This window comes from Roseibium sp. RKSG952 (assembly GCF_009711355.1).
In genome coordinates this window covers 19,383-34,645 of the sequence record NZ_SMMF01000891.1, presented here as the reverse complement: position 1 = coordinate 34,645, position 15,263 = coordinate 19,383, and the positions used below count along the sequence as shown (strand labels likewise).

Genomic DNA, 15,263 nt, shown 5'->3' with positions numbered 1-15,263 from the left:
GCGGTCCTGACCGGACTGATCCTGCCACTTGCGTGTTTGCAGCTGGCCCTCGAGGTAAACCTTGGAGCCCTTGCGCAGATAATTTTCAGCGACCTTGCAAAGGCCCTCATTAAAGATGACCACCCGGTGCCATTCGGTTTTCTCGCGCCGCTCGCCGCTGTTGCGGTCGCGCCAGGTTTCCGAGGTGGCAATCCTCAAATTGGCGATCGGGCGGCCGTCCTGAGTCCGGCGGATTTCGGGATCCGCTCCGAGATTGCCAACCAAAATGACTTTATTGACGCTGCCCGCCATTGTCGTTCCTTCCTTAATCTGATTGCTCAAGCACCCACTCAAGCCGTGATCCGCTGTGGCTTGCCGGTTTCCTGTCCTGCCGAGAGCGGCTGTATCAGCCTTGCCTGCAGGCTTCCAGACCTCTTCCGCCAAAGGCTGTCATTCGGTACCAGACCATATCCTGTCATTCACTGCCGGGCGCCGTATTTCCCCCATCCGCCGCGCTTTTCCACAAACCGGCTGGCAGTCACGCCCCAAAATCATCCCAGTCCGTGTTTTTCGCCCGGATGAAAAGCGTGGCCGCTCCCTGCGCAGTTGCCCGATTTCCATTGCCGAGAGGTTCGGACGTAAACAGTAATCCGGCGCTGCACCTATTGCCACAAATTTGTTCTTGTTTTGTACCTTTTCGGTTTCTATGCTGGGAGCCTGCGGAATAGCTCGCGAAGACTGACAGTCACGGCACGGCTGGAACCTCGGCCGAAAGGTGCTATATCCGCGGTGTCCGTTCCGTCGGACAGCATCAACACCGACAGTCCCACTTGGCACGGCGATATCTGGCTCCGTGCGACCCAGAGGCACACCAGACACATGGCGCAAAAAGCCAAGACCCAGGCCCCGGGCCTTCAGACCGATCCGACACGCACCATTTCCGTTCGCGGCGCCCGGGAGCACAACCTCAAGGGGGTCGATCTCGACCTGCCGCGCGACAAGCTGATCGTCATGACGGGCCTGTCCGGCTCGGGCAAGTCATCCCTTGCATTCGACACGATCTATGCCGAGGGCCAGCGCCGCTATGTCGAAAGCCTGTCTGCCTACGCGCGCCAGTTTCTGGAAATGATGCAGAAGCCGGATGTCGACCAGATCGACGGTCTGTCCCCGGCAATCTCGATCGAACAGAAGACAACGTCGCGCAACCCGCGTTCCACGGTCGGCACCGTCACCGAAATCTATGACTACATGCGCCTTTTGTTTGCGCGTGTCGGGGTTCCCTATTCCCCTGCCACCGGTTTGCCGATCGAAAGCCAGACGGTGAGCCAGATGGTCGACCGGGTGATGGATCTGGAGGAAGGCACGCGGCTTTACCTGCTCGCGCCGATCGTGCGCGGCCGCAAGGGCGAGTACCGCAAGGAACTGGCCGAGCTGATGAAGAAGGGCTTTCAGCGTGTCAAGATAGACGGCGCCTTCCACGAGATCGCCGATGCCCCGGCGCTCGACAAGAAATTCAAGCACGACATTGACGTGGTGGTCGACCGGATCGTTGTGCGGGATGATATTGCTGGCCGGCTGGCAGATTCCTTCGAGACCGCCCTGCAACTTGCCGACGGCATAGCCATTGCCGAGTTCGCGGACCGCGCCGACGACAAGGGCGCTCCCGAACGGCTGGTCTTTTCCGAGAAATTTGCCTGTCCGGTCTCCGGCTTCACGATCCCTGAAATAGAACCCCGGCTATTTTCTTTCAACAATCCGTTCGGAGCATGCCCGACATGTGATGGTCTGGGCACCACTCTTGCCTTCGAGGCTGATCTGGTTGTCCCGGACCACACCCTGTCCCTGCGCGAAGGCGCGATCCTGCCCTGGGCCAAGACCGGCTCGACCTCGCCTTATTATACCCAGACGCTGGAGGCCCTTTGCCGCCACTTCGACGCTTCTATGGCAACCGCCTGGAAGGACTTGCCCAAGGCATTCCAGAACGCTGTTTTGAACGGAACGGGCAAGGAGACGGTCGAGTTTGTCTATGATGACGGCGTACGCAGTTACCGCACCGACAAGACTTTTGAAGGCGTCATCGGCAATATCGAGCGCCGCTGGCGCGAGACCGAATCAGCCTGGGTGCGCGAGGAACTGTCGCGTTTTCAATCCGATCACGCCTGCCCGGCCTGTAACGGATATCGCCTGAAGCCCGAGGCCCTCGCAGTCAAGATCGCCGGGCGCCATATCGGACATGCAACCCAGCTCTCGATACGCGAGGCAGGTGACTGGTTCAACGCCCTCCCCGATCAACTGACACCGAAACAGCAGGAAATCGCTGGCAGGATCCTTAAGGAAATTCGCGAGCGGCTCAAATTCCTCAACGATGTCGGCCTCGAATACCTGACCCTGTCCCGCTCGTCGGGCACGCTGTCTGGCGGAGAAAGCCAGCGGATACGGCTCGCTTCCCAGATCGGCTCCGGCCTGACCGGAGTGCTTTATGTACTGGACGAGCCTTCGATCGGCCTGCACCAGCGCGACAACGCCCGCCTGCTCGACACGCTCAAGCATCTGCGAGACCTCGGCAACACGGTGATCGTCGTCGAGCATGACGAAGATGCCGTCCTGACCGCTGACTATGTGGTCGATGTGGGCCCCGGAGCGGGCGTCCATGGCGGCGAGGTGGTTGCCAGTGGCACACCAAATGACATCATGGCAAATCCGAAATCGCTGACAGGGCAGTATCTGTCGGGCACGCGCATGATCCCGATGCCGCCCGAGCGCAGGAAAATCAACAAGAAGAAGAAAATCTCGGTCGTCGGCGCGAGGGGAAACAATCTCAAGGATGTTTCGGTCGACGTTCCGCTGGGCACTTTCACCTGCGTGACCGGGGTGTCCGGCGGCGGCAAGTCGACCTTCCTGATCGACACCCTGTACAAGGCGGCCGCACGACGGCTCAATGGAGCCCGCGACAACCCGGCCCCCCATGACCGGATTGACGGCCTCGAAACGCTCGACAAGGTGATCGACATCGATCAGTCGCCCATCGGGCGCACGCCGCGGTCAAACCCGGCCACCTATACCGGCGCCTTCACGCCCATTCGCGAATGGTTTGCCGGAATGCCGGAGGCCAAGGCGCGCGGTTATGCGCCCGGACGGTTTTCCTTTAACGTCAAGGGCGGTCGCTGCGAAGCCTGCCAGGGCGACGGCGTCATCAAGATCGAAATGCACTTCCTGCCGGACATCTATGTGACCTGCGATGTCTGCAAGGGCAAACGCTATAATCGGGAAACGCTCGAGGTCCAGTTCAAGGGCAAGTCGATTGCAGATATTCTGGACATGACGGTTGAAGAAGCCGCCGGTTTCTTTTCCGCTGTTCCGGCGGTGCGCGACAAGATGGAAACCCTTGCAAGGGTCGGGCTCGGCTATATCAAGGTCGGCCAGCAGGCCACCACCCTGTCAGGCGGCGAAGCCCAGCGGGTCAAGCTGGCCAAGGAACTGTCCAGACGCTCGACCGGACGGACGCTCTATATCCTGGATGAACCGACCACCGGGCTGCATTTTCACGATGTCGCCAAGCTTCTGGAAGTGCTGCACGAGCTGGTTGAGCAGGGCAACACGGTGCTGGTGATCGAACATAACCTCGAGGTCATCAAGACGGCCGACTGGATCATTGATCTGGGGCCGGAGGGAGGTGACGGCGGCGGAACGATTGTGGCCACCGGCCGGCCCGAAGACGTGGCCGAAGTGCGACAAAGTTATACAGGGCACTTCCTGAAGGAACTGCTGGAACGCCGCCCACACAGGCCGCAAACCGCCGCCGAGTAATCGGTATGCTGCGCCGCACAGGCAAAAAAAGACCGAATTTCCGGTCTTTTTTAACAGTCGCGCTGATTTTGCAGAGCTTTCCTTGTGCAATGCATCCTTCGCATGACTGACATGCGCAGATCGCGCTTCTATAATTTAGGACGGTAAACTATATCAATCCTCAACAAGAGCGAAACTTTCCGCTTACGTAAACGGAAAGTTTGAGCTATGATATTTTCAGTTCGCGCTTGAAAGGTCACCTCCTCCCAGACCGACTAGAGCGTGCGACCCGGCGGGGTATCCTCCTCCCAACCTCGCCACGTCAAAACGACGCCCGCCAGTTCCTCCTCCCACTGGCGGGCGATCGTTTTTCTGAAGCGGCCCGATTTCAAGACACATCACAATAGAAATGTTTGACGCATGAACCATGGGGCCTGCGTCCGGACGCCCCCCCCTTGAGTCGCCAAGCCTTTGTTGCTTGACGCTTTCGGGCGGGAACATGGTTCACGGTATTGACCTGCATTTTTGGCAGATCTGGATTGCAGCTCCCCCCCTAGCTCAAGTTGCAGCGCAGCATTAGATGTGTGCCAACACTTGATGAGCAGGACAACGCGCCGAGACAAGGCGCCAGATCCGGCAACAAAACAAAAGAGAGAGTGAGGCCACCATGATCGATACGGTCCTTCGCAAATACAAGAACTGGAAGCGTTACCGGACAACCTATGACGAGCTGTCTTCCCTGAGTGACCGGGAATTGACCGATCTCGGGATTTCCCGCGTCGACATCGACAGATACGCGCGCGCTTCCATTCGCTAGTACAGTACTCCGCGCCGCAACCATCTCTTGGTTTGCGTGCATCAGAGCTTGCGTGCGAACGCTGCCTGAACCAACACCCGCCGGCCCTCCCTCCGGCGGGCGTTTTTTTAAGTGGCGTCATCAGGCTTGACGCCAAACAATACGTTCCACCTTCCGGTCAAACAGTTAATTCGCTCCATAGCCTTGACAAACTTCCGCTACGGCAGCCTTGGTAGATCACATGGCACGAGTGGAGCAGATCGTCTGGTGACCGGCAAACCAACTCAGTTTTAGACGCGTATCCCCCGCAAAAACGGCCTGATCACAGAAGCCGCCCGGGACGGGCGCTTCCCTTTCATGGTAGCCTATTGGGGCGCATCAGCCGCCATTTTTCTTCCTGCCGCTATAGTCATAGGCGAACTGCATCATTTGTCGGTCACCGGTCTCGTTGCTTCGGGCCTGCTCAGCTGGACATTTGCCGAATATGCCATTCACCGCTGGCTGATGCATCGTGACCCCTTAATTCCGAAATGGGACAAGGTCGTGGAAAGGTCCATTCCACATCGGACGCATCACAGAAAACCCGAAGCGCCGGACATCGCAATTATCGAAAGGCCGCTCAAACCCTTGTCGATGTGTATCGTATTTGCATTCGCCTTGTCTGTGCTCATCCCCTGGCCGCATGCGGGCTCCTATGCACTTGGAACCGGGCTTGGATACTTTTTGTATGAAGCCGTCCATTTCAGCACCCACAAGTGCAAGATGGACAACCCGGTTGGGCGCTATCTGATGCGGCATCACATGTTGCATCACTATGCTGATCCGACCCGGAACTATGGAGTGACGACACCGATCTGGGATTTCATTTTCGCGACCTACTACCGGCCAAAGGACGCGCCCGCGACGAAAAGCCCCCATTCAGGGGGCGCGGCGGCTGAACCAGATGCTCAGATCGGCAATCACCGGCGGCTCACCATTGGCACGCGGCCAAGAGTCAACAGCGAAGACCACACCTGACCGCTTGTCCCGGACCGTTGCGGTTGCATGCGGGTATCTGCCATCGAGGAAAAAGCCGCGCGCAACGGGAGAGGATACGGTGTGGTGGCGCAGAAACCCGTGACGCTGCGCGAGAAGCAAAAGCGATGTCGTGTTGGTGGCCTCGTCAATACAATCCATTTGGCCTCGTGTACCCGCATTATGAAGGTCTAAGCCGCCGATGTCCGAAGATGATCCTGCGGCGCTCGCAACCCGTCTTTCCTGCCATTGCACGGCTCTTGAAATTGCGCGACGCTCTGCCTGGGCGGAGCCGCGCCCGCTCGAGAGAATTGATCGCAATCGGCGGAGATCGCTTCCAGTGTACGAAACCGGTGTTTTGTAGGCACATCCAAATCCGTGACAGATGTAAATCCGTTCCGCGCGCGGCGCGATGCCGTCATGATTGCCGTACCACGAGAGGGCGTTGCCACCGGATTGCGCTGCACAGGCCGACAAGCTTACTAGTACAGAGACGGCCATGCAGTTGGGCAAATGGAACAGGAATGCACACATGTCGTTTCCGCCCTTTCAAGGGACCGATAGCCGTTCACAAGCCTATCGTTTCTGAGGGCCTTCTCCCAGCAAAAAACATAAGCCGCTCATTGCCGGAACCGGCGGAAAACTGTATCTGTCTGCTTCAAATAGACCGGCAGTGCTATTGCAATTCTGCCGGGACTGTCAGCGCGCGATGCAGACCCTCCTGCACACGCAGCGCCAATCACAAACAATCAACCCAGGTTGAGGAAAACCCATGACGCCAATTCATGTGATAGGAGGCGGTCTCGCCGGTTCGGAAGCTGCCTGGCAAATCGCGCAGCGCGGTATTCCGGTGGTGCTTCATGAAATGCGCCCTGCCCGCAAGACCGAAGCCCATCAGACGGAAGGCCTCGCCGAACTGGTGTGCTCGAACTCCTTCCGCTCCGACGATTCCGAGCAAAATGCGGTTGGCCTTCTGCATCATGAATTGCGCCGCGCCGGTTCATTGATCATGCAATGCGGCGATGCCAATCAGGTACCTGCGGGCAGCGCCCTGGCCGTCGATCGGGACGGCTTCTCCGACGCGGTGACAAAGGCGCTCGAAAACCACCCGCTGGTGACAATCGAGCGCGCGGAAATCGCCGGTCTGCCGCCTTCGGACTGGCAGGAGGTGATCATTGCCACCGGCCCCCTGACCTCCCCGGCATTGTCACAGGCTGTTCTCGACAAAAGCGGCGAGGATGCGCTTGCGTTTTTCGATGCGATTGCCCCAATCATCCATTTCGACAGCATTGATCTCGACAAGGCCTGGTTCCAGTCCCGCTATGACAAGGTTGGGCCGGGCGGAACCGGCAAGGACTATCTCAATTGTCCGATGGACAAGGACCAGTACGAAGCCTTCATCGATGCGCTGCTTGCGGGCGAGACGGCCGACTTCAAGGAATGGGAGGCCAACACCCCCTATTTCGACGGTTGCCTTCCGATCGAGGTGATGGCGTCGCGGGGCCGGGAAACCCTCCGTCATGGCCCGATGAAGCCGATGGGTTTGACCAATGCCCACAATCCGGAGGTCAAGGCTTATGCCGTCGTTCAGCTGCGCCAGGACAACGCGCTCGGCACGCTCTACAATATGGTCGGGTTTCAGACCAAGCTGAAATACGGCATCCAGGCCGAAATCTTCAAGATGATCCCGGGACTTGAAAATGCCCAATTCGCCCGTCTTGGCGGCTTGCACCGCAACACATTCCTGAACAGTCCCAAGGTGCTGGACGGCCGCCTCCGCCTGAAGGCTGAACCGCGTCTGCGGTTTGCCGGTCAGATCACGGGGTGCGAAGGCTATGTCGAATCCGCCAGTGTCGGCTGCATGGCCGGGATTTTCGCCGTGCAGGAGCGGCTGGGGCAGGATGTGGCTCCGCCACCTGACACAACCGCCATGGGCGCTCTGCTCGCCCATATCACCGGCGGCCATATCGCGCGCGATGAAGACGCCGGAAAACCCCGCTCGTTCCAGCCGATGAATGTCAATTTCGGCTTGTTCCCGCCTGTTGAAGCCCCGAAGACCGACGAGACCGGCAAACGCCTGAAGGGCAAGGACAAGACCCGCGCCAAGAAACTGGTCATGACCCAAAGGGCCAAAGCCGACTTCGAGCACTGGATTTCTCCGCTGGAACCTCGCATGGCGGCCGAATAATTAAAAACCGCGCGGAACAGGCCGCGCGGTTTTTTTACGACTTCATGAAAAGTCCGCAAACGCATTTTTGCCCTCAGAAACCGGAAAACGGCTTTCGCGATGCGCGCCACACGGTCCACTGACGCCGCAACCTAGATATCTCGACAGGCTCCTTGATCGGGTCCCGGTCCACCTTCTCCAGCTTGCCCAAATAGCGCTCTGTCAGTGCAAGAGGCAAATAGGCCGGTGCGAGAGCCACGGGCAGATCCTTCGCAAATTGCCCGACGCGCTTCAGGTGATGGCGCGCATGCCCGGCCATTTCACCCAGGGCCCCGCGCAATTCGGGCGTTGTTTCACCGGCAAACACCTTCTCGGCATCCACATTGTGCCGCGCGAGCACGTCGGCTGGCAAATACATCTGCCTGCGCGCGGCGTGTTGCGGCAGGCCCCGCATGAGACCGGCAATCGCATAAACGACTCCCGCATGGCCTGCCGCCTCTGCGGATTTTGGGTCCGCACCATCGTTCAGGATAAGCCCCGCAAGCTGGAAGATCGCCGACGCCGTTTCACCAGCGTAGCCTTCCAAGTCGTTCAAACTCGGCATCGGGTCGTCGTAAAGATCAAAGACCCGCGCATCAATGAGGGCCGTCAGCGAGTGCCTTGGCAGATCGTATTTCGTGACTGTTTCCATGAAGGCCGCAGCCATAGGATTACCTCCCGCATCGCCATGTGCCTGCCCCTCGATCAGGTCACGCCACCACTGCAGCCGAATTTCACCAGGCATCGGATTGCTGATCTGATCCCGAACCCGGGCAATTTCGGCATTGAAGGCATATAGCGCGAAAAGACCCGGCCGATGCCTTTCATGGGCAAACAGAACCGAGAGATAGCGGTCCCAGTCATGGACCCGCACACTCTCGGCTGCATGGTCATAATTTGAAGTCATCTGGTTTGGCTGCCCCCTTCTTCCGGGCCAGCTCGCCAAGCGGGCCCGGAAAGATCTGATCAGTCAACTGCGACAAGCGCCGCAGCGACGGCCCGGTCCTCGGACAACAGAACGTTCAACGTCCTGACCGCCGCCCCTGTCGACATAGGATCCGCCAAAACCCCGGCCTCGCGAAAGGCCTCGCGGATCTCGGGCGGCAGAGGACGCAGGTCCTGCCCGGTTCCGATCAGTAAAACCTCGATATCCCCGGCTTCTGCCAGAACCTTTTCAAGGGCCGCCACAGACAGGTTCTCCGGAGCTGAAACATCCCAGCCATAGATGCCGCTTGGCAAGCACAGGATCGAGCCCCGGTGGGACATCTCAGCAAAGCGGAACCCGCCGCCGCCATAGGCGTCGACGGGTGCGCGTCCGGGAAAATGCGCGTCACGAATTTCCATCAAGATATCCTCAAGCGCTCCCGGTCTTGGCCGGTTTCGCCTTGGCGGTTCCTTCCTTCTCGGTGCCTCCCGATCCGTCGCTACGCAACTTCAACAGGATCAGCAGCGGAGCTGCGAGGAAAATCGACGAATAGGTGCCGATCAGAACCCCGAAGATCATCGCCAAGGTGAAGGACTGGATCACTTCGCCGCCGAAAATGTAGAGCGACAAGAGCGCCAGAAGCGTGGTGACCGAAGTCAGGACCGTCCGCGACAATGTCTGGTTGATCGACAAATCCAGAACTTCGGGCAAGTCCATTTTCTTGTATTTGCGCAGATTTTCGCGGATCCGGTCATAAACGACCACTGTGTCGTTCAAAGAGTAGCCGATGATGGTCAGGACTGCCGCGATACTCGACAAGGAAAAATCAAGCCTCAGAAGCACAAACAAACCGATCGTGACCAAGACGTCGTTGGCGGTCGTGATAATCGCGCCCACAGCGAACTGCCATTCGAACCGGAACCAGATATAGATCAGGATCGCAAACAGCGACGCACCGACCGCGATCAACCCGGCTCGGGCCAATTCCCCCGAAACCCGTGGTCCGACCACCTCGATCCGGCGGAACGTGTAATTGTCCTTTTCAAACAGGGCCCGGATCTTGCCGACCACCGCCTGCTGGGCCAATTCGCCTCCAGGCTGCTCCTCGATCCGGACCAGAACCTCGTCGTCTCCGCCAAACTGCTGAACCTGAACATCGCCCAGGTTCAACTGGTTCATTTCCGAGCGTATCCCGGCAATGTCTGCCGGTCCTGGCGTTTTCAGTTCGATCACTGTCCCGCCCTTGAAGTCGATGCCGTAGTTCAGCCCGATGCTGAAAAACAGGACAACCGATGCAATCGCGATGACCAACGAGATCGGAAAGCTCACCTTGCGCAGCCACATGAAGCGATAGTTCGTGTGGTCGGGAATAAGTCTCATCAATGCCACAAGTCTTCTCCCGTCTTAGATTGGCAGCTTGGAAGGCCTGCGGGCACGTACCCAAAGGGCAACCAGCAACCGGCTGAAAGTGAATGCAGAGAACACTGTCGTGAAAATCCCGATGGCGAGTGTGACCGCAAATCCGCGGACCGGTCCAGAACCGAGCTGGAACAGGATGACGGCTGCAATCAAGGTGGTAACATTCGCGTCAAGGATGGTCCCCAGCGCACGCTTGTAGCCAGCGTCAATTGCGGTAATCGCAGATCGTCCCGCTCTTGCTTCTTCCCGGATACGCTCAAAGATCAGCACGTTGGCATCAACCGCCATGCCGATCGTCAATACGATCCCGGCAATGCCCGGAAGGGTCAGTGTTGCCTGCAATGTGGTCAGCGCGCCAAAAATCAGCAAGATGTTCGCGACAAGTGCCAGATCGGCGATAACCCCGAACCGGCCATAGGCGAGGATCATGAAGATGATCACCGCGGCACCGCCAATGAGCGAGGCAATTTCCCCGGCTGCAATAGAGTCGGCACCAAGACCCGGACCGATCGAGCGCTCCTCGATCACGGTCAGCTTTGCAGGCAATGCACCTGCCCGCAAAAGAACAGCAAGATCATTTGCGCCCTGAACCGTGAAACTCCCGGAAATCTGACCCGAACCGCCTGTAATGGGTTCACGGATCACCGGTGCGGAGATCACCTCATTGTCGAGAACGATCGCAAACGGACGCCCAACATTCTGCTGGGTCACCGTGGCAAACTTGCGTGCACCCGAGGTGTTGAACCGGAAGTTCACCACAGGCTCGTTGGTGCGCTGGTCAAAGCTTACCTGCGCATCGACAAGATCCTCACCACTCAGAAGCGGTGTTTCATCAAGCAGGTAGGGGATTGGCGGGTCATCAATCGAATAGCGGATCATGGTGCCTGCTGGAGGGCGGCTCTGGAGCGCCTGTTCAGCCGACATGGAGGTGTCAACCAGATGGAAGGTCAGCTGAGCCGTCTGGCCCACGAGATCCTTGAGCCGTTCCGGATCGTCTTCGCCCGGCGCTTCCACCAGAATGCGATCTGTGCCCTGACGTTGAATGCTGGGCTCGGTCGTCCCCAGTTCGTCGACACGACGGCGGATCACCTCAATCGATTGCTGCACAATCGATTGCATCCGGTCTCTCAGCCCGGCTTCTGAATAGGTAAACCGGACGAGACCGTCATCTGAGACCGAAATATTGAACTCGTCCACGGGCTGCCCGCCAAACAGGGACGATGCCAGGGGATTGCGCAAGGGTTCAAGCCGCTCTTCGGCTTCATTCAACCGGCTGAGGTCGCGGATGCGCACCTGTGCACCGTCATTTTGAACGCCAAGCCCCGTATAGCCGATACGGGGATTTTCGCGCAGCGCGGTCCGTATTTCCCCGACAAGTGCCTGCAGGCGTTTTTGGACATAGTCCTGCTCATCCACCTGATAAAGCAGGTAGGCACCGCCTTGCAGGTCCAGGCCCAGCACCAATTGCTTTTTCGGCAGGAAGTCTGGCCAGCTTTCAAGCGTTTTGGCAGAAAAAAAGTTCGGCAGGGTCGTGATGAACCCTGCAAAAATCACCAGAGCGATCAGCGCGATCTTCCAGCGAGCAAAATAGAGCATGACGGTAAGCCTGTGCTTGTGTGCCGGGCCTGATCCGAGAGAATCCTGCTGGCCCGGCAAAGGTCATTCCAAAGTGCGTATGATCAAGCGCCTTCTTTGGCCGGCTCCGACTTGGTACGGACTTCCTGAACCATCGACCGCACAATGCGGACCTTAACACCCTCGGTCAGCTCGATCTGGATCTCGCCGTCGTCAACGACCTTGGCCACCTTGCCGATGAGGCCGCCGCTGGTGACGACCGTATCGCCGCGGCGTAAATTGGCAACCATTTCCTGATGTTTTTTCATCCGTTGGCGTTGCGGACGAATAATCAGGAAATACATGATCGCAAAGATCAGCACGAACGGCAGGATCTGCACCAGCATGGATGGTGCCCCGGCAAGAGCGTCCTGTGCGTAGGCGGGTGTGATGAACATTAAACTCTCCTAGAATGCCCCATCGCGTCTCCACCCTATGGGCGCGACGTCGGGCCGTTTTTCTGTGGCGCGGACTATAACGGTGGCGCGCGCGTTTTCAAGGGATCGCGGGTGCGTCATGCGTACCGGATCCTGCATTCGCGCAGTTTTCGATGCCATTATCACGTGATAGTTCTTCGCCCCTTAACGAACCGCCCACACATGGGCGTTTTGACAATGGGATGCAAGGCCATATGTCTGACCAAAGCGAACTGCAAAAACTCAACGCAAAACTCGATTCGCTGCTCGAGTTGATCGCGCGTGCGGTCCCGGCGAAAGCCCCTGCCCCGGACTGGGCTGCGGCCGATGCGTTTGTCTGGGCTCCGGCCGACGGCGCATTGCAGCCCGTTCCGAAAGTCAATCGCGTCGATATCGCACTTTTACGCGCCGTGACACATGTGCGGGATTTGCTACTCGACAACACAAGACGCTTTGCCCAGGGCCTGCCGGCCAACAATGCCCTGCTTTGGGGTACGCGCGGGATGGGCAAGTCTTCTCTGGTCAAGGCGGCACATGCCGCGGTCAATCAGAACAGCTCTGCGCCCCTATTGAAACTGATCGAAATCCATCGGGAGGACATCGACAGCCTTCCGGCACTCATGGATCTGATCCGTCCCGCTCCCTTCCGCTTCATCATTTTCTGTGACGACTTGAGTTTTGGCGAAGACGACACGTCCTACAAGTCCCTGAAAGCTGTGCTTGAAGGCGGGATCGAGGGCCGGCCGGAAAATGTCATTTTCTATGCCACTTCGAACAGGCGTCACCTGCTTCCGCGCGACATGATCGAAAACGAACGGTCGACTGCAATCAACCCGGGAGAAGCTGTGGAAGAAAAAGTCTCGCTCTCCGACCGGTTCGGGTTATGGCTCGGCTTCCACAAATGCAGCCAGGAAGATTACCTCGAAATGATCGCCGGCTATGCCGCCCATTACCGGCTCGATATCGAGGATGAGGCCCTCAAGGCCCTCGCTCTGGAGTGGTCAGCAACCCGGGGCAGCCGGTCAGGGCGCGTCGCCTACCAGTTCATTCAGGACCTCGCCGGACGGCTGGGACAAAGGCTGGACTAGTTTCAAGGTGCAAGTTCCAGAGCACAAATCAACCTGACACCAACTCGCGGCAGGTCTGATTTTCCAATTGAGAAAATCAGATCAAGATATTGAAAACCTGACGGAATGCGCCTTTAATCTCTTGCTTGAAGGTCACTGCGACCAACCAGTCAGGAGGTCAGGGCGTGTCTGGAAAAATAGTGTGTTTTCAAGTTTCCAAAGTGCTGCTGGTGGGCAGCGCGGGTCTGTTCGCGCTGCTGACATGCCTGTCCAATCTACAAGACCCGCAAGCCAACTTGCCATTTGTTCGGCACGTCTTGTCCATGGACACCGTGTTTCCAAACACCCCCTTGTTCTGGCGCGCAATTACAAATCCCACGCTCCATTATGTTGCCTTTGCCGCTATTGTCGTGGCGGAGTTCCTCGTGGCCGCACTTTGCCTTTTTGGCGCGTTCAAACTCGCACGCAACATCGGGAAACCAGAAGAAGCATTTGAAAACGCGAAGGGACTGTCGGCTTTTGGCCTCACCTTGGGCGTATTGCTCTGGTTCACGGGATTTCTGACCATTGGTGGCGAATGGTTCCTGATGTGGCAAAGCAGCCAATGGTCAGGCACGGAAGCTGCATTTCTATTTTCCGCCCTCTTGCTTCTGATCCTGATTTACCTCAAGCAGCCGGAAACCTAGAGCCGGTTGCCATCTGCAGCCCCCCCACCGTAAAAACAAAAAAGCCGCCTTCCGGCGAAGGCGGCCATTAATTCTGCAAGTGGGTCACCGTCTAACCCTTCGGAAGATACTTGACCGGATCAACCGGCTTGTTGCCCTGACGCAGTTCGAAATGCACTTGTGGCTGGGTGACGGACCCTGTGCGTCCTGCCAAACCAATCACATCGCCGCGCCGGACCGCATCGCCGCGCTTCACTTTCAGTTCGCTGTTATGCGCGTAGGCGGACACCCACCCCTCATCATGACGGATCAGAACGAGATTGCCGTAACCCTTCAGTTCATTACCTGAATAGATTACAGTCCCCTCATCTGCCGCCTTGACCGGCGTGCCTTCGGGAACTGCAAGATTGACCCCGTCGTTTCGTGCCCCGCCCGGTTTTGAACCGAAGTCCGAAATGACCCGGCCCCGAACCGGCCACCTGAAGCGCGGAGCACCGGCATCCGCCGGCTCAGCATTTGCCACACCAACCGGACGCTTGATGGCTTCCGTCGGCCGGACGTCTGCGCCGGAGGCTTTCGGTGAAACAGCAGCCGTCTCCACAGCTTGTGCGCCGGGTGCCGCGGTCTTATTTGCGGCGGGCACAGCGGGTTCGGCCTTCGACGTGGTTACAACACGGGAAACCACTTGTTCTTCCGGCTTTTGCTGCGGCAGGGAGGCAACAACGACGGGCTGTGACGCAGATGATGGCGCCGATTGCTGAGGCGCAACGCTGGCGGTCCGAACCTGACGGCTGGAGGCACTGTGCACCGGCTTTTTGTCCGGCGACGGGACATTGCCGTAATTCACGGAAGCATCAGCCGGTGACCGTGTGGCTGGTAACTGTGTCGCAGGTGCTGCCGAGGTGAGCTGAACGGGGCGATTGTTGTTTGCCGCCCTAACCGGCTGCGCGCTGTGAGTGGTGGTTTTGCGAGACGATACCGGAGCCGCAGGCTCGCCCGCTTGAACAATGGCCGGCTCCGGCAAGGGGGCCGACCGCACCGCGCTGTTGCTTGTTGCCGACTGTTGCGGCAAGGAACCGGTGTAAACCGTGCGCGTTTGGGAGCTGCCTGACGGCAGCCCGGCAGGTGTTCCGGCCGGGCCTTCTGAGATTTCCTGATAGGTCGGCTGACGATTGTTTTCCGCGAGGATGTCGCGCTGATTTTCCGTGCCGCCAGTGTAGACCGGCGCATCGCCGAACCGCTCGACAGCGGAGCTGCAGCCAGCCAGAACAGCTGCGGTCATTGAAATGAAAGCAACCCTGCACAAAAGATCGCTGCGGAGGATACGCATCCGCTTGGTCATCGCACCACTCAACCCGGGACAGTGAACAGATTGG

13 protein-coding genes are annotated in these 15,263 nt (G+C 58.4%); 6 read left to right on the top strand and 7 right to left on the bottom strand.

Annotated elements, in window-relative coordinates; translation table 11 throughout:
• Positions 1–291: single-stranded DNA-binding protein (ssb, locus tag E1297_RS14830; RefSeq protein WP_155139473.1), on the bottom strand; the 291-nt coding region annotated here is incomplete at its 3' end.
• A gap of 567 nt (positions 292–858) precedes the next feature.
• On the opposite strand from ssb, the gene uvrA reads away from it, so the two are divergent.
• The 4 genes from uvrA to trmFO all read left to right on the top strand — a co-directional run bounded on the left by uvrA (position 859) and on the right by trmFO (position 7,763).
• Entirely contained in the window at positions 859–3,786 is a 2,928-nt protein-coding gene (uvrA, locus tag E1297_RS14825) for an excinuclease ABC subunit UvrA (protein WP_155139471.1), read from the top strand.
• 646 nt (positions 3,787–4,432) lie between these two features.
• A complete protein-coding gene (locus E1297_RS14820) occupies positions 4,433–4,582 on the top strand; it encodes a DUF1127 domain-containing protein (RefSeq protein WP_155139461.1) in 150 nt (49 codons plus the stop codon).
• A gap of 336 nt (positions 4,583–4,918) precedes the next feature.
• On the top strand, positions 4,919–5,578 hold the full coding sequence (locus E1297_RS14815; RefSeq protein WP_155139459.1) for a sterol desaturase family protein: 660 nt from the start codon (positions 4,919–4,921) through the stop codon (positions 5,576–5,578).
• Between the two features lie 769 nt (positions 5,579–6,347).
• Entirely contained in the window at positions 6,348–7,763 is a 1,416-nt protein-coding gene (trmFO, locus tag E1297_RS14810; RefSeq protein ID WP_155139457.1) for a methylenetetrahydrofolate--tRNA-(uracil(54)-C(5))-methyltransferase (FADH(2)-oxidizing) TrmFO, read from the top strand.
• Between the two features lie 73 nt (positions 7,764–7,836).
• Here trmFO and E1297_RS14805 read toward each other — a convergent pair whose 3' ends face one another.
• From E1297_RS14805 to yajC, 5 genes are all read right to left on the bottom strand, one after another.
• A complete protein-coding gene (locus tag E1297_RS14805; RefSeq protein ID WP_155139455.1) occupies positions 7,837–8,688 on the bottom strand; it encodes a phytoene/squalene synthase family protein in 852 nt (283 codons plus the stop codon).
• Positions 8,689–8,747: 59 nt separating this feature from the next.
• Entirely contained in the window at positions 8,748–9,125 is a 378-nt protein-coding gene (locus E1297_RS14800) for an Mth938-like domain-containing protein (RefSeq protein ID WP_155139454.1), read from the bottom strand.
• 10 nt (positions 9,126–9,135) lie between these two features.
• Positions 9,136–10,095: a protein translocase subunit SecF gene (gene secF / locus E1297_RS50315; protein ID WP_368669566.1), complete on the bottom strand. Its 960-nt coding sequence runs from the start codon at positions 10,093–10,095 to the stop codon at positions 9,136–9,138.
• Between the two features lie 15 nt (positions 10,096–10,110).
• Positions 10,111–11,721: a protein translocase subunit SecD gene (secD, locus tag E1297_RS50310; RefSeq protein WP_155139452.1), complete on the bottom strand. Its 1,611-nt coding sequence runs from the start codon at positions 11,719–11,721 to the stop codon at positions 10,111–10,113.
• A gap of 83 nt (positions 11,722–11,804) precedes the next feature.
• Positions 11,805–12,137 carry a preprotein translocase subunit YajC gene (gene yajC, locus E1297_RS14785; protein ID WP_155139449.1) on the bottom strand — a complete coding sequence of 111 codons (333 nt, stop codon included), beginning with the start codon at positions 12,135–12,137 and terminating at the stop codon, positions 11,805–11,807.
• A gap of 233 nt (positions 12,138–12,370) precedes the next feature.
• Here yajC and E1297_RS14780 point away from each other — a divergent pair, with 233 nt between their 5' ends.
• Positions 12,371–13,243 carry an ATP-binding protein gene (locus tag E1297_RS14780; protein WP_155139447.1) on the top strand — a complete coding sequence of 291 codons (873 nt, stop codon included), beginning with the start codon at positions 12,371–12,373 and terminating at the stop codon, positions 13,241–13,243.
• Positions 13,244–13,407: 164 nt separating this feature from the next.
• Positions 13,408–13,908, top strand: coding sequence for a DUF2165 domain-containing protein (locus E1297_RS14775; RefSeq protein WP_209015800.1), 501 nt, complete (start codon positions 13,408–13,410; stop codon positions 13,906–13,908).
• 91 nt (positions 13,909–13,999) lie between these two features.
• On the opposite strand, the gene E1297_RS14770 is transcribed toward E1297_RS14775, so the two are convergent.
• Positions 14,000–15,229 carry a M23 family metallopeptidase gene (locus E1297_RS14770; RefSeq protein WP_196223323.1) on the bottom strand — a complete coding sequence of 410 codons (1,230 nt, stop codon included), beginning with the start codon at positions 15,227–15,229 and terminating at the stop codon, positions 14,000–14,002.
• Positions 15,230–15,263 lie beyond the last annotated feature (34 nt).

Coding starts and splice junctions, on each gene's coding strand:
- uvrA (WP_155139471.1), top strand. CDS start 859: ATGGCGCAAAAAGCCAAGACCCAGGCCCCGGGCCTTCAGACCGATCCG.
- E1297_RS14820 (WP_155139461.1), top strand. CDS start 4,433: ATGATCGATACGGTCCTTCGCAAATACAAGAACTGGAAGCGTTACCGG.
- E1297_RS14815 (WP_155139459.1), top strand. CDS start 4,919: ATGGTAGCCTATTGGGGCGCATCAGCCGCCATTTTTCTTCCTGCCGCT.
- trmFO (WP_155139457.1), top strand. CDS start 6,348: ATGACGCCAATTCATGTGATAGGAGGCGGTCTCGCCGGTTCGGAAGCT.
- E1297_RS14805 (WP_155139455.1), bottom strand. CDS start 8,688: ATGACTTCAAATTATGACCATGCAGCCGAGAGTGTGCGGGTCCATGAC.
- E1297_RS14800 (WP_155139454.1), bottom strand. CDS start 9,125: ATGGAAATTCGTGACGCGCATTTTCCCGGACGCGCACCCGTCGACGCC.
- secD (WP_155139452.1), bottom strand. CDS start 11,721: ATGCTCTATTTTGCTCGCTGGAAGATCGCGCTGATCGCTCTGGTGATT.
- yajC (WP_155139449.1), bottom strand. CDS start 12,137: ATGTTCATCACACCCGCCTACGCACAGGACGCTCTTGCCGGGGCACCA.
- E1297_RS14780 (WP_155139447.1), top strand. CDS start 12,371: ATGTCTGACCAAAGCGAACTGCAAAAACTCAACGCAAAACTCGATTCG.
- E1297_RS14770 (WP_196223323.1), bottom strand. CDS start 15,229: ATGACCAAGCGGATGCGTATCCTCCGCAGCGATCTTTTGTGCAGGGTT.